This is a genomic window from Paenibacillus jilunlii (assembly GCF_900102965.1).
In the GTDB taxonomy this organism is placed as follows: domain Bacteria; phylum Bacillota; class Bacilli; order Paenibacillales; family Paenibacillaceae; genus Paenibacillus_AQ; species Paenibacillus_AQ jilunlii.
Map to the genome: position 1 here is coordinate 67,763 of NZ_FNGM01000016.1, position 14,082 is coordinate 81,844.

Below are 14,082 nucleotides of genomic sequence, written 5' to 3' on the forward strand. Positions count from 1 at the left end.
TCTTTTGTGCAGTGGTGGAAAACGATTATAACTATTCTTGAACTTGTAACTGTGGCTGGCCTATGGCTTAATAATAAGTGTCCGGCCGGGCAAGATTACTTCTGGAAGGAGGCTGATTGCAATGATTTCAGAATACGAGGTGGTTTCCGTCTAGTACGGGAGCCTGCATATGAGGAGGCCGCGAGGCCTCCTTATCATTTATGGACACAGACACGGAGCTGGTTGCTGGACTGAAGGGGGCCGCTGCCGTGAATTACTTTGAATGTAGACGCTAACCACAGGTTTTTATATAATGAAATTACGGTTTTACCAAATTTGAGGAGAAGAAAGGAGGCAGGTGACATGTTGCTGATGAACAGCGCAATGACCGGACTTAAGGGAACACACCTGTTGAAGGAGGAAACGTTACGTGAGTTATGTAAATGGGAAGGATGTGCTCCCCCCGGGCCTGCTCGAAGAGCTACAGGGATACATTCAGGGTGAGCTGCTCTACATCCCTAAGAAAACAGAGCAACGGGTAAAATGGGGCGAAAACAGCGGCACCCGGCAAGAGATTGCCAACCGCAACGAGGAGATTTTCTGCAGTCACAGCAGCGGCTGCTCGGTGAACGAGCTGCAGAAGAGATACCATTTATCTGAGGAAAGCATCCGCAAAATCATCTCAAAAATGCGGCTGGCGATGAACCGCTAGTCTAAACTTTGAACAAAGAGCATGGCACCCGCCGGGAGGGCGAGGTCATGCTCTTTTTTATGCGTCTCTTGATTGCTGCCGCTGTGTGGTATGATAGAGAGCAGTAATGTTTGGTTTAGATTACAAGATTACAGCAAGGAAGTGGAATCATGGATTTATTTTCTTTCGGTGAGGATACGGCGGGCGGACGTCTGCTGGCAGACCGGATGCGGCCGGAGAATCTCGATGAATATATCGGCCAGGAGCATATTATCGGTCCAGGCAAGCTGCTGCGCCGCGCGATTGAAGCCGACCAGGTGTCCTCCATCCTGCTCTATGGCCCTCCCGGCTGCGGAAAAACGACCTTGGCCCACATCATTTCCCATCACACGCAGGGCGAGTTTGTGCGGCTGAATGCAGTGGAAGCCTCGGTCAAGGATGTGCGTGAGGTGATTGAGCGGGCCCAAAGCAATAAATCGCTGTACGGCTCGAAGACGATTCTGTTCCTGGACGAAGTGCACCGTTTCAACAGCTCCCGCCAGGATGCGCTGCTGCCTGCTGTGGAGAAGGGCACGATTATTTTTATCGGCGCGACCACCGAGAATCCGTTCCATTATGTGAACGGGGCGCTTATGAGCCGCTCCACGCTGTTTCAGCTGGAATCGCTGACCAGTGAACACAGCCTGGTTGCGATGCGGAGAGCACTTGCCGATGAGAAGCGGGGGCTCGGATTCATGCAGCTGCAGGCCGATGAGGAAGCACTGCAGCACATAGCGGATATGGCGAACGGCGATATCCGGCGGGCGCTGAACGCCTTGGAGCTGGCGGCGATGACCACAGCGCCGGAGCCTGACGGCAGCGTGCATATTACGCTTGCAGTGGCGGAAGAGTCGATCCGCCGCCCGATTGTCAAAGCCGACGAGTCGACCCAGTATGACGTTCTGTCGGCTTTTCACAAAAGCATCCGCGGCTCCAGCGATGCCGCCCTGTTCTGGTTTCTCTATGCCGTAGAGAAGCTCGGCATGGACCCGATGACCTTCATCCGCCGCCTGATTGCGGCCAGCAGCGAAGATATCGGCCTGGCCAATCCGCAGGCGATGGTGCAGGCGGTCAGCGCACTGGAGGCCTACCGCAACAATGGCTGGCCGGAGGCCAAGCTGAACATCGCCCAGGCGATCCTGTTCGCGGTCGAGAGTCCGAAGTCGAACGCCGTGGTTATGGCGATTTCCAGGGCGATGGACAGTATTGAGGAGCTGAAATCAGCCGAGGTGCCGCTGCATCTGCGCGATACACACTACAAAGGCTCGGCGGCGCTTGGCCATGAGGGATACCAGTATCCCCATAACTTTCCCGGCCATTATGTGAAGCAGGAATATTTGCCGAAGGCGATTAGCCGGAGGGTTTTCTATCAGGCTACCGAGCAGGGGAATGAGGCTAAAATCCGCCATAATCAGGGTCTGCGGCGTGGACAGTAGCACTCAAAAAACAACAAAACATTTTGAAGAGAACCGTTCTTTTGCAAAATGAGGCAGTAGGCCTCCCGCAGAAGGACGGTTTTTTTGTGGAGTGAGAGACAGATGGAGCTATATATGTGATCAAAATGGAAATTATTTTACAAAAAGACCTGTATCTCATATATTTATGATGTAAATATATAGAATTATTTCCCTGTATATGGTATATGTGTAGATGGGATGAGCCTTTCCTGACATCCTATGGGAGGTGGAGGATGGATTAGGCGGCATAAGATGTCCAAACCTGGAACCTGGGGAGGTTATCGGTGCTGATGAAGTCGACGGAGCTGGAATGGAAGCAGGAAGACCAGAAGGAGAAGGGAGCTGGGCTTGTATGAATCCAAGGAAACGGAAGCAAGGTCTTATTTTATCTTTATCACTAATGTTAACGTGCACAATGATCTCAGGAGCAGCATTTCACCCATCAGTCAGCAAAGCGGAGGGAAGCGGATACAATTATGCAGAGGCACTGCAGAAATCTATCTATTTCTATGAAGCCCAACGATCCGGCAATCTGCCGGATAACAACCGAGTGGAATGGAGGGGCGATTCCGGGCTGCAGGATGGTGCGGATGTCGGCCATGATCTGACCGGGGGCTGGTATGATGCGGGAGACCACGTCAAATTTGGGTTACCTATGGCATACACGGCGACGATGCTGGCTTGGTCGGTGTATGAGTATAAGGATGGTTATGTGCAATCAGGGCAGCTGGATGAGATTCTGGATAATATACGCTGGGCCACAGACTATTTTATGAAAGCGCATACTGCTCCCAATGAGCTTTGGGGACAGGTTGGAGGCGGAACAGCCGATCACAACTGGTGGGGAGCCGCAGAGGTTATGCCGATGGCCCGCCCTTCGTACAAAATTGACGCGTCTCATCCCGGTTCTGATCTGGCGGCGGAAACGGCTGCTGCGCTGGCATCGGCGGCAATCATTTTCAGGGATTCGGATGCCGCATATGCGGACAAGCTGCTGCTCCATGCCAAGCAATTATATAATTTTGCCGATACGTACCGGGGGGTATACTCCGAGAGTATCACGGATGCGGCGCAGTATTACAAATCATGGAGCGGCTATGCCGACGAATTAAGCTGGGGCGGAATCTGGCTGTATATGGCGACCGGCGACCAGACTTATCTGGACAAAGCCGTAGCCGCCAGCAATTCGTGGGGCACCAATCAGTCCGGGCAATGGGGCTATCAATGGACACAATCCTGGGATGACAAGCATTACGGTGCCCAACTGCTGCTGTCGCGCATCACAGGCGATCCCAAATTTATTCAATCCACTGAACGGAATATGCAGTTTTGGACCACCGGAGTGAACGGGACAACCGACAGGGTTGCCTATACTCCCGGGGGACTTGCGCATTTGGACCAGTGGGGGGCACTGCGCTATGCAGCCAATCAGGCCTTTCTGGCTTTTGTCTATGCAGACTGGGTAAGCGACCCGGTGAAGCAGAATACAGCCCGGACATTTGCCGAACGGCAGATCACGTATATGCTGGGGGATAATCCGCGGAGCAGCAGTTATGTTATCGGCTTCGGAAGCAATGCGCCGCAGCATCCGCATCACCGGACCTCACATGGTTCCTGGAGCGACAGCCAGACAACCCCTGCCAACCACCGCCATATTCTGTATGGTGCGCTGGTCGGAGGACCTTCCAAGACCGACACCTATACGGATACGATCAACGATTATGTCTCCAACGAGGTTGCAACCGATTATAACTCAGCCTTTACAGGTGCTTTGGCCAAAATGATGCTCTTGCACGGGCAGGGCCAGCAGCCGCTGGAGAATTTTCCTCCGGCTGAAACGCGTGAGGATGAGATGTTCACCGAGACTTCGGTGAATGCGAGCGGCAGCAATTTCGTGGAGGTCCGCGCATTGCTCAATAACCGCTCGGGCTGGCCGGCACGTTCCAGCAGCCAGATGTCCTTTAATTACTACGTGAACCTTAGTGAAGCTGTCGCCGCCGGGTACGGGCCGGAGGATATATCGGTCAAGGCGGGAGGCTATAATCAGGGCGGAACCGTCTCGCAGCTGCTTCCCTTTGACGAAGCCAACCATATTTATTACACGAAAATTGACTTTACCGGGACACCAATTTATCCCGGCGGGCAATCCGCCTACCGTAAGGAGATTCAATTCCGGATCAGTGCTCCGCTGAACACAGCGTTCTGGGATAACACGAATGATTTCTCCTTCAAGGGCGTGGCTTCCGGTGCATCCTCTCCTGTGAAGAATCCGTACATTCCGGTGTTCGATGCAGGCGTCAAGGTGTATGGGGAGCTCCCTTCCGGCGGCAATCCTGGTGAACCCCAGGTGCCGGGCCATCCGTCCGGACTGCAGGCAACCGCCGGGAATGCCAGCGTTTCCTTGACCTGGAATGCTGTCAGCGGTGCGGCAAACTATACGATCAAACGCTCGCTGGTAAGCGGGGGACCTTATACCGTCATTGGGACGGTAACAGGAACGACCTATAGCGACAGCGGGCTGGTGAACGGAGTGGACTATTATTATGTTGTAACCGCTTCCAACAGTGTGGGGGAAAGTACCGCTTCTGCGCAGGCTGCTGCCCGGCCGCGTGAGACTTCGCCACCTGCCAAAGGAGATTTGCGTGTGCAGTACCGCACCAATGATCCAAGCCCCGGCGACGCGCAGATCCGCAGCCAGTTCCGGATTGTGAATACGGGAAAAGAAGCGGTAGCGCTCAGCGGATTGAAGCTCCGTTACTATTACACCGTGGACGGAGACAAGCCGCAGGAATTCCATTGCGACTACGCGGTCCTTGGCAGCGGGAATCTGAGCGGAAGCTTTGTGAAGCTGGCTGCACCGGCCGCACTGGCGGATGCTTATGTGGAGATTTCTTTTACCCCAGGTGCCGGAAATCTTGCTCCGGGCGCGGATACGGGAGAAATCCAGGTGCGCATCAACAAGACAGATTGGACGTCTTACAATGAGAGCAATGACTATTCCTACAGCGGAACTCAGCAGGCCTTCGCAGATTGGGACAAAGTCACCCTTCACCGTGAGGGAATATTGGTTTGGGGCTTGGAACCATAATTTATTCCAGAGAGGAAGCATGCCGAAATGAAGAAGCTAAGTTCAATCAAAAAACCTATTTCCTTAGCCATGGCTGCAGTCCTGACGCTCACCCTTATAACCGGTATCTTTAATTTCAGACCCGCAACGGCACAGGCCGCTTCAGTCGAACAGACAAGGTTTCTGCAAATGTACAGCCAGCTGAAAGACCCGGCGAACGGGTATTTCTCGGCTGAAGGCATTCCGTATCATTCGGTGGAGACCCTGCTCAGTGAAGCGCCTAATTATGGACATATGACTACCTCGGAGGCATACAGCTATTGGATGTGGCTGGAAGTGCTGTATGGCTATCATACGGGAGACTGGAGCAAGCTGGAGTCCGCCTGGGACAACATGGAGAAGTACATTATCCCGGTGAATGAAGGGGATGGTGTGCAGGAGCAGCCGACAATGAGCTATTACAACCCGAACAGTCCGGCGACCTGCGCCTCCGAGTTCGGACAGCCGGATCAGTATCCAAGCCCGCTGAACGGCAAATACAGTCCCGGAAAAGACCCGCTGGATGCCGAGCTGAAGTCCGCTTACGGCAACAATCAGACCTATCTGATGCACTGGCTGGTGGACGTCGACAACTGGTACGGTTTCGGAAACCTGCTGAATCCCGCGCATACGGCTGCTTATGTGAATACTTTCCAGCGGGGCACCCAGGAATCTGTCTGGGAGGCTGTACCGCATCCTTCACAGGATGACAAATCATTCGGCAAAACCAATGAAGGCTTCATGAGCCTGTTCACCAAAGAAAGCAATGCCCCTGCGGCACAGTGGAGATATACGAATGCTACTGATGCTGACGCGCGTGCTGTACAAGCTATGTACTGGGCCAAAGAGCTTGGCTATAACAATACTGTATATCTGAACAAAGCCAAGAAAATGGGCGATTATCTGCGGTACGGCATGTATGACAAATATTTTCAAAAGATCGGCAGTGCCGCAGACGGCACACCGGAAGCCGGAACGGGTAAGGATGCCAGCCATTATCTGATGGCCTGGTATACTGCATGGGGCGGCGGACTCGGCGCAAGCGGGAACTGGGCCTGGAGAATTGGCGCCAGCCATGCGCATCAAGGCTACCAGAACGTAGTCGCAGCCTACGCTCTTTCTGATCCGGCCGGCGGTCTGGTTCCGGCTTCCGCAACAGCAGGACAGGATTGGAGTAAATCCTTAACCCGCCAGCTGGAATTCTACAACTGGCTGCAGTCCTCCGAAGGCGCTATAGCAGGCGGAGCCACGAACAGCTATAACGGGTCATACAGCGCTTATCCAGCCGGTACAAGCACGTTTTATGGCATGGCCTACGATGAAGCTCCTGTCTACAATGACCCGCCGTCCAACAATTGGTTCGGCATGCAGGCATGGAGTGTGGAACGGGTAGCTGAGCTGTATTACATTCTGGCCTCGGGCGGGGACACCACCTCGGCTAATTTCCAAATGGCCAAACGTGTGATCGAGAACTGGATGGACTGGTCCACCGATTATGCCTTTGCCGGCAGCCGTCCGCTTGCGGACGCCGAAGGCTATTATCTGAACAAGCAAGGAGAACGGATTCTGGGCGGAGATGATCCTGAGGTGGCAACGGTATCCGCACCCGGCGAGTTCTGGATTCCAGGCAACGTGGAGTGGCAGGGACAGCCTAATACGTGGACCGGCTTCAGTTCGTACAGCGGCAACAGCAAGCTGAAGGCTGTTACCAAGAATCCGGGCCAGGATACAGGCGTGCTGGGCAGCTATATTAAAGCGCTCACGTTTTTTGCCGCAGGGAACAAGGCAGAGCACGGCAGCTATACTGCGCTTGGCGGAACGGCCTCGCAGCTGGCGAAATCACTGCTGGATACGGCATGGGGCTATAATGACGGGGTGGGTATCACCACAGTAGAGAAACGTGCGGATTATTCCCGCTACTTCACCAAAGAAGTGTATTTCCCGGCAGGCTGGACCGGCACCTTCGGTCAAGGAAATGCCATCCCGGGCAGCGCGACGGTGCCTTCAGATCCGGCAAAAGGCGGCAACGGAGTTTACGCAAGCTATACCGATGTGCTCCCGGCGATCAAAAATGATCCGAAGTGGAGTTATCTGCAAGGAAAATACAACAGCTCTTATAACCAAGCCACCCAAACCTGGGACAAGGGAGCACCTGAATTTACGTACCACCGTTTCTGGTCGCAGGTGGATATGGCAACGGCATATGCTGAATATGACCGCCTGATCAACACCCGCACCGAAGAACCCGCTGCCCCAAAAGCGCCTTCCAAACCATCCGCCGCTGGCGGAGATAAGGCCGTTGCGCTAAGCTGGAACAAGGTAAAAGGTGCAGACAGCTATACAGTTAAACGGGCAACAACCAGCGGCGGGCCATACACTGCATTAGGGAATGTCACGCAGGCGACCTACAGCGATACCAATGTGGTCAATGACACGACCTACTATTATGTCGTAAGTGCCGCCAACCAAGCAGGGACCAGCCCGGATTCACCGGAAGTCTCTGCCAAGCCAACAGCGGTGCCGACACCGGCTGTGGGTGATTTAGTGGTTCAATACCGCACAACAGATACAAATCCCGGCGACTCCCAGCTGCGCCCACAACTGCGGATAGTTAATAATGGAACCACAGCGGTAGAACTCAGCAAGCTCAAGCTCCGTTATTATTACACCGTTGACGGGGACAAGGCGCAGCAGTTCAATGTGGATTATGCCACACTGGGCAGCGGCAATGTGCTGGGCAGCTTCGTGAAGCTCGTTCCCGCTGCCGCAGGAGCGGATTATTACGCGGAAATTTCATTCAGCCCGGCCGCCGGCAGCCTGGCACCAGGTGCGAACACCGGGGAGATCCAGCTGCGCATCAACAAAACGGACTGGAGCAATTACAATGAGACAGGAGATTATTCTTACGATCCTGCCAAAACCGCCTACACCGACTGGAGCCGGGTGCCTTTGTATTTGAATGGTGTGTTGGTATGGGGACTTCAGCCTTAATTTAGCGGGAAGTCTGATACAGGCTTGACCTAGGAGGCCTTACATCTTCAAGCAAGAAGGTAAAAAAGAACCTTCAACTCCACTGCTCCTGTGGGTCTGAAGGTTCTTTGGTTTATTTCCTATCGTAAGCTGCTGTAAAATGAAATTTACAGCTGCGGCAGCGGGACAACTTTCTCGGCAGCCTCGATAGTTCCGCCGCCCAGGCATTGTTCGCCCAGATAGAATACAACGGCCTGGCCTGGGGTAATCGCCTTTTGCGGCACATCAAAGGCTACATGCACCATTCCGTCTTCCTGCGCAGTCAAGGTTACGCCCTGATCCGGCTGGCGGTAGCGGAATTTTGCGGTGCATTTCAGCGGGGCAGACCCAAGCAGGCCTTCTTCGATCCAGTTCACGCCCGAGGCGGTCAGACTGGTGGAGTACAGACTTGGATGCTTGTCCCCTTGAACCACATAGAGAATGTTGCGGTTCAGATCCTTCTCGGCCACGAACCAAGGCTCACCGGTGCCGGAGCCGCCGATGCCAAGGCCCTGGCGCTGGCCCAGCGTATAGTACATGAGGCCCTCATGCCGTCCTTTGACTTCGCCGGTGGCGATATCCACCATGTCACCGGATTGTGCCGGCAGGTACTGGCTCAGGAATTCCCGGAAGTTGCGCTCACCGATGAAGCAGACGCCGGTGCTGTCCTTTTTCTTGGCGGTATACAGTCCGGCCTCTTCAGCGATCCGGCGCACTTCAGGCTTCGGCAGATGCCCGATCGGGAACATGGCCTTGGAGAGCTGGTACTGGTTCAGCGCATTGAGGAAATAGGTCTGATCCTTATTGCTGTCCACCCCGCGCAGCAGCTTGAAAACGCCGTCTTCTTCAATGACCCTTGCATAGTGGCCGGTGGCAACATAATCTGCGCCAAGCTGGAGCGCCTTATTCAGGAATTCCCCGAACTTGATCTCGCGGTTGCACATCACATCCGGATTGGGCGTCCGTCCGGCCTTATATTCATCGAGGAAATAGGAAAAGACTTTATCAAAGTATTCCTTCTCGAAATTAACGGTATAGTAAGGAATATCTATCTGCTCGCATACGCGGCGGACATCCTCGGCGTCGGTCTCGGCTGTGCACACGCCGAACTCGTCAGTATCGTCCCAGTTCTTCATGAAGATGCCGATGACGTCATAACCTTGCTGCTTAAGCAGCAGCGCTGTAACGGAGGAATCGACCCCTCCCGACATGCCGACAACGACACGTGTATCCTGATTTGCCTTTGTCATCGAAATCACCATTTTCTATGCAAAAAATACCGGTATCCTTGCAGAACACCCGGCTCATTGTGTATTATAACATACCTGTCTACCCCTCACTGCATATAGCAGCAGCAAATTGTACCGGATCAGGCGGAAAATTTGACAATTTGTCCACCACAGGCGAACATTCTTGCAAAAAGTTACAGTTTGCGCTCCAAATGTACCCCAGGATATGATAACATAAGCTGAGAGCAAACATCGGAATACGTTGATATGACATTTCTCATGTCAAGCCAGCGATACCAGCAACTAAACCGAAAGAGGTGCACCTTTGAAGATATCAACAAAAGGACGTTATGGATTAACCATTATGATGGAGCTTGCCCTGAAATTTGGCGAAGGTCCCACATCCCTTAAGAGTATTGCCGAGAAAAACGGGCTGTCCGAGCATTACCTGGAGCAGCTGATCGCCCCGCTGCGCAACGCAGGACTGGTGAAGAGTATCCGCGGAGCCTACGGCGGCTATATTTTGTCGCGTGAAGCCGGTACAATCACCGCCGGAGACATCATCCGCGTGCTGGAAGGACCGATTTCGCCTGTGGATTTCACCGAAGAGGACGACCCGGCGAAGCGCGACCTCTGGCTGCGCATCCGCGACAGCATCGCCGATGTCCTGGATTCCACCACCTTATCCGACCTGATCAACTTTAAGGAAGAGAGTCATGCGGATAATTATATGTTCTATATTTAACGGATATCAGAAAACCCGCACTGTTCAAGGGAATATTAAGCTTTTTCACAAAGCGTTACCCGCAATTTACCCGCAACGGTTCGTTTAGTTATTGATAGCCCATTCAAAGCCAGCCCCGGAGAGTCACAACATGATTCCCGGGGCTGATTTTGAGTTTGTTTTAAACCATACACCTGCAGATCTGTCAATCCATGAAGAGGGCATTCATCGTTAGTGGGAAAAAGGTCCGCTAATCGAGCTCATTTAGCTTATGGAACATCCTATGTGGGAAAAAGTACCACTAATTCGGCTGAAAGCAGCCAATGGGAGGAAGTTGCTTGAATTAGGTGTACAAAATCCCACTAAAACCTGCTGTAGCCAGGATTTCAGCTGATTAGTTTTACTTTTTCCACTTAGGTTCAGTCTCAATCCAAATTCCCGTGCGGCTTAACCTTGTTTCTCGTAGCCCCTCCCTCATCAAATGAAAAATGGAAGCAAATACAAAGCGGCAAGGGCCCCAAAGGGTATACGTCTTGGATAAAAGCGGCGGCGTGGGTAGAAACCCGGATAGTAACCAAATTGTCTGTAAGTAGATGCATTGGCGGGCATTCCGTTCATTTGACCAATCATTTCGTTCGAGGGTACAGCCAGCGTAACGTAATCCTGGTCAACATGAGCAATGAACCCATCATAATTCTGACCGTCCGTAGTAGTTATGCCAACATACTTATTCATACAGTTCCAGGCGAGTTGTTGATAGTTTGTATCCATGGATTGCCTCCTCAAATGATATCTCGACAACAGTCTATGGACTTTAACCTATAGGGGTCACGGCATATGCCTATATTTCAAAGATTTTGGGATTAAAGAAAAAGCCTCCGAATTAACGAAGGCTCATGAAGGAAGCAATAAGCAGCGACTATTTTCTTCTTTTACGTTTTTTAATTCCTGACACATGACACATTACATCTTTAACAGTGTACTCATAGCAGTGTTGAGGAACTGGCACACAATGATGTTGTCTTATGATCTCAACCGGGTGAATCACTTGAACAATCTGAGGATGGTAGTAGTTTTCATAAACTTTTTCAGGCGGGTCAACAACAGTTTGGGTCGGACAATTTGGACAAAATGACATTTTCTTCAGCTCCCCTTTATTGGACTTAGGTTAATATATGCATGACACATTGCTACGCTTGTTCATTTGTCCATACAGGTAAGAAACCATTGATTATTAAAAATGTCCACTTTCTAGCCTGCGCTTTCTTCCGCCTCGTCAACTAATTCCTTATAGTGATTGCGTACATTGCCTACAGCCGCCGACACGGGATACGCGCGCATTTGCTCTGCGGCATAGGGCCGCAGCAGCTTCATCAGGTCCGGAACCTGACGATTATTGCGGTCAAGCCACTCCGACTCCGCTTCGCGGCTGAGAATCACCGGCATCCGGTCATGGATATCCGCCATCAGACTGTTGGCCCCGGTGGTGATAATGGTGCAGGTGCTGAGCTTGCTGCCGCTGGCATCCATCCATATGTCGTACAGGCCGGCCATGGAAAAAAGCTCCCCGCTCTTCAGCGTAATCCGCATCGGCTGCTTCCTTCCGTTCTGCTGTTTCCATTCATAGAATCCGTCAGCAGGGATGATGCAGCGGCGCGTGCTGATCAGGTTTCTGAAGGCAGGCTTGTCCTGAAGCGATTCACTGCGTGCATTGATCATTTTGCTGCCGATTTTGTCCTCTTTGGCCCAGGAGGGCACAAGCCCCCAGCGCAGCTCACCGAGCCTGTTCTGTTTGCCGTCATGAATGACCGCCGGGATAGACTGCATCGGGGCCGCGTTGTATTTTGGCGCATAATGGACAATCGTGGTGTCCTCAATCAAATACCACAGCATCAATTCTTCCATGCTCACGGTAATGGTATATCTTCCGCACATTTTGCAGTACCCCCTTGTGTCTCTGAAGGTTATATTGTTCTATTATAAATGAAGTTATGGAATAAATGCGAAGGAGAGAAATTCCATGATCATCGTAAGCTCCTGCCTGGCAGGTATGAAAGTAAGATACAACAGTACGGATTGTTTGGATGAAACCATTCACGAGCTGCTGGATAATAACCGGGCGATAGCGGTGTGCCCCGAGCTTCTTGGCGGGTTCTCCACTCCGAGAGAGCCGGCGGAAATTGTTGGCGGTGATGGGGGAGCCGTGCTTGACGGAACTGCGAGGGTGATGGACCGGCTGGGTAACGATGTCTCCGAAATGTATATCCAAGGTGCCTATAAAGCGCTGGAGCAGGTACGGAACGCAGGAGCGACGATCGTAGTCCTCAAAGAAAACAGCCCTTCCTGCGGGAGCTCCATGATCTACAATGGCACATTTGCCGGGCAGAAAATTCCGGGTCAGGGTGTGACCTCCGCGCTGCTTAGACGAAATGGCATTGAGGTTATTTCTGAGGAACAGCTCCCAACCAGATTGGGGCAACTGGCAGCCACGGATAAATAGGCCACCGGATTCGCACCGAAGGGCTGCTTCAGGATAGGCGTATGTTCGCAACAGTTTTTTTGGATATCGCTCCCGGCAGCCCATGTCTACTTGTTACAATATTGTGTTTATTGACAGGTGGTAAAAGAACAGCTTCAGCGTTATAATCGAGTAGTCCTGTATGAAAATCCTGAATAAAGAAGAAGCGGAGAACCATCGTCATGAAACCGATCTATTTGGACCACGCCGCCTCAACCCCGGTGCATCCGGAGGTGGCGAAGGTCATGTACAATATGCTGCTTGAGCAGTTTGGCAATGCGTCCAGTGTGCATACATACGGGCGTTCTGCCAAAAAGATTATCAATAGCGCGCGCGACACTATTGCGGGCTTTTTAGGCTGTGCGCCAGATGAATGGGTGTTCACCAGCGGCGGCACCGAAAGCGATAATCTCGCCCTTTTTGGTGCGGCGGCAGCTTCAGCCTATAAAGGGAAACATATCATTACGACGGCTGTAGAGCATCATGCGGTCCTGCACACCTGCGCAGCGCTGGAGAAGCAGGGCTTTTCGGTTACTTATCTGCCGGTCAATACGGAAGGGCGTGTATCTGCTGCCGATGTGGAAGCGGCGCTGCGGGAAGACACGGTGCTGATCAGTGTGATGTTCGCGAATAATGAGGTAGGAACTGTAGAACCTATAGAAGAGATTGGCAGATTAGCCAGAGAGCGCGGCATCTTGTTCCATGTCGATGCTGTACAGGTGCTTGGCCTGCTGCCGATTACTCTTCAGGGGCTTCCAGTGGATTATATGAGCTTCACCGCCCACAAAATCAACGGCCCCCAAGGGATCGGCGGTCTCTACGTCCGGCGCGGCGCTCCTTTGCAGCCAAGACAGCATGGCGGACTGCAGGAGCGCGGCAGACGGGCAGGGACCGAAAGCCTTGCGGGTGCTGCCGGATTTGCCAAGGCCGTAGAGCTTGCGGTCACGGGTCTGGAGCAGCGGCGGGAGAAGGCCTTAACGCTGAGGACAGTGCTGCTGCAGGAATTGGACCGCCGGATCGGCCCTGAGAGCTACGTCATCAACGGGGACAAGCAGCATTTTTTGCCGGGGATCCTAAATTTGAGCTTTCCTGGAGTAAGCACCGATGTGCTGTTGATGAATCTGGATATGGAGGGGATAGCAGCCGCGAGCGGTTCGGCCTGTACTTCAGGCTCCCTGGAAATCTCGCATGTGCTTCAGGCGATGAAGCTTCCGGATGAACTTTTGAATTCCGCGATTCGTTTCAGCACAGGTTTGGGTAATACTAATGAAGAAATGGAGTACGTGGCCCAAAAAGTTGAAACCATCCTGAAACGGCTGCGTAAGTAAGA

At 52.6% G+C, this 14,082-nt stretch carries 10 protein-coding genes; 7 read left to right on the forward strand and 3 right to left on the reverse strand.

What is annotated here, in order from left to right; genetic code table 11:
* The first annotated feature begins 409 nt into the window (after nucleotides 1–409).
* The 4 genes from BLQ82_RS23465 (at nucleotide 410) to BLQ82_RS23480 (ending at nucleotide 8,263) form a co-directional block, all read left to right on the forward strand.
* Nucleotides 410–691, forward strand: a complete 282-nt coding sequence (locus tag BLQ82_RS23465) for a CD3324 family protein (protein ID WP_062522062.1) — start codon at nucleotides 410–412, stop codon at nucleotides 689–691.
* Nucleotides 692–840: 149 nt separating this feature from the next.
* Nucleotides 841–2,145, forward strand: coding sequence for a replication-associated recombination protein A (locus BLQ82_RS23470; RefSeq protein ID WP_062522064.1), 1,305 nt, complete (start codon nucleotides 841–843; stop codon nucleotides 2,143–2,145).
* A gap of 373 nt (nucleotides 2,146–2,518) precedes the next feature.
* Nucleotides 2,519–5,254, forward strand: a complete 2,736-nt coding sequence (locus BLQ82_RS23475; RefSeq protein WP_074648567.1) for a glycoside hydrolase family 9 protein — start codon at nucleotides 2,519–2,521, stop codon at nucleotides 5,252–5,254.
* 27 nt (nucleotides 5,255–5,281) lie between these two features.
* Nucleotides 5,282–8,263 carry a glycoside hydrolase family 48 protein gene (locus tag BLQ82_RS23480; RefSeq protein WP_082722602.1) on the forward strand — a complete coding sequence of 994 codons (2,982 nt, stop codon included), beginning with the start codon at nucleotides 5,282–5,284 and terminating at the stop codon, nucleotides 8,261–8,263.
* A gap of 146 nt (nucleotides 8,264–8,409) precedes the next feature.
* Here BLQ82_RS23480 and mnmA read toward each other — a convergent pair whose 3' ends face one another.
* Nucleotides 8,410–9,531 (reverse strand): tRNA 2-thiouridine(34) synthase MnmA, encoded by a 1,122-nt coding sequence (gene mnmA, locus BLQ82_RS23485; RefSeq protein ID WP_167529884.1) that lies wholly within the window; start codon nucleotides 9,529–9,531, stop codon nucleotides 8,410–8,412.
* A gap of 304 nt (nucleotides 9,532–9,835) precedes the next feature.
* Here mnmA and cymR point away from each other — a divergent pair, with 304 nt between their 5' ends.
* Nucleotides 9,836–10,255 (forward strand): cysteine metabolism transcriptional regulator CymR, encoded by a 420-nt coding sequence (gene cymR / locus BLQ82_RS23490; RefSeq protein ID WP_020427770.1) that lies wholly within the window; start codon nucleotides 9,836–9,838, stop codon nucleotides 10,253–10,255.
* A 456-nt stretch (nucleotides 10,256–10,711) separates the two neighbouring features.
* On the opposite strand, the gene BLQ82_RS23495 is transcribed toward cymR, so the two are convergent.
* Both BLQ82_RS23495 and BLQ82_RS23505 read right to left on the reverse strand, forming a co-directional pair.
* On the reverse strand, nucleotides 10,712–11,005 hold the full coding sequence (locus tag BLQ82_RS23495; protein WP_062522066.1) for a hypothetical protein: 294 nt from the start codon (nucleotides 11,003–11,005) through the stop codon (nucleotides 10,712–10,714).
* A gap of 480 nt (nucleotides 11,006–11,485) precedes the next feature.
* The gene (locus BLQ82_RS23505) at nucleotides 11,486–12,169 is read right to left on the reverse strand and encodes an SOS response-associated peptidase (protein WP_062522067.1); all 684 of its coding nucleotides are present in this window, start codon (nucleotides 12,167–12,169) and stop codon (nucleotides 11,486–11,488) included.
* An 85-nt stretch (nucleotides 12,170–12,254) separates the two neighbouring features.
* Between BLQ82_RS23505 and BLQ82_RS23510 the strand changes: the two genes are divergently transcribed.
* Nucleotides 12,255–12,734 carry a 2-thiouracil desulfurase family protein gene (locus BLQ82_RS23510; protein ID WP_062522069.1) on the forward strand — a complete coding sequence of 160 codons (480 nt, stop codon included), beginning with the start codon at nucleotides 12,255–12,257 and terminating at the stop codon, nucleotides 12,732–12,734.
* Between the two features lie 200 nt (nucleotides 12,735–12,934).
* A complete protein-coding gene (locus BLQ82_RS23515) occupies nucleotides 12,935–14,080 on the forward strand; it encodes a cysteine desulfurase family protein (protein WP_062522071.1) in 1,146 nt (381 codons plus the stop codon).
* Nucleotides 14,081–14,082 lie beyond the last annotated feature (2 nt).

Coding starts and splice junctions, on each gene's coding strand:
- BLQ82_RS23470 (WP_062522064.1), top strand. CDS start 841: ATGGATTTATTTTCTTTCGGTGAGGATACGGCGGGCGGACGTCTGCTG.
- BLQ82_RS23475 (WP_074648567.1), top strand. CDS start 2,519: ATGAATCCAAGGAAACGGAAGCAAGGTCTTATTTTATCTTTATCACTA.
- BLQ82_RS23480 (WP_082722602.1), top strand. CDS start 5,282: ATGAAGAAGCTAAGTTCAATCAAAAAACCTATTTCCTTAGCCATGGCT.
- mnmA (WP_167529884.1), bottom strand. CDS start 9,531: ATGACAAAGGCAAATCAGGATACACGTGTCGTTGTCGGCATGTCGGGA.
- BLQ82_RS23495 (WP_062522066.1), bottom strand. CDS start 11,005: ATGGATACAAACTATCAACAACTCGCCTGGAACTGTATGAATAAGTAT.
- BLQ82_RS23505 (WP_062522067.1), bottom strand. CDS start 12,169: ATGTGCGGAAGATATACCATTACCGTGAGCATGGAAGAATTGATGCTG.
- BLQ82_RS23510 (WP_062522069.1), top strand. CDS start 12,255: ATGATCATCGTAAGCTCCTGCCTGGCAGGTATGAAAGTAAGATACAAC.
- BLQ82_RS23515 (WP_062522071.1), top strand. CDS start 12,935: ATGAAACCGATCTATTTGGACCACGCCGCCTCAACCCCGGTGCATCCG.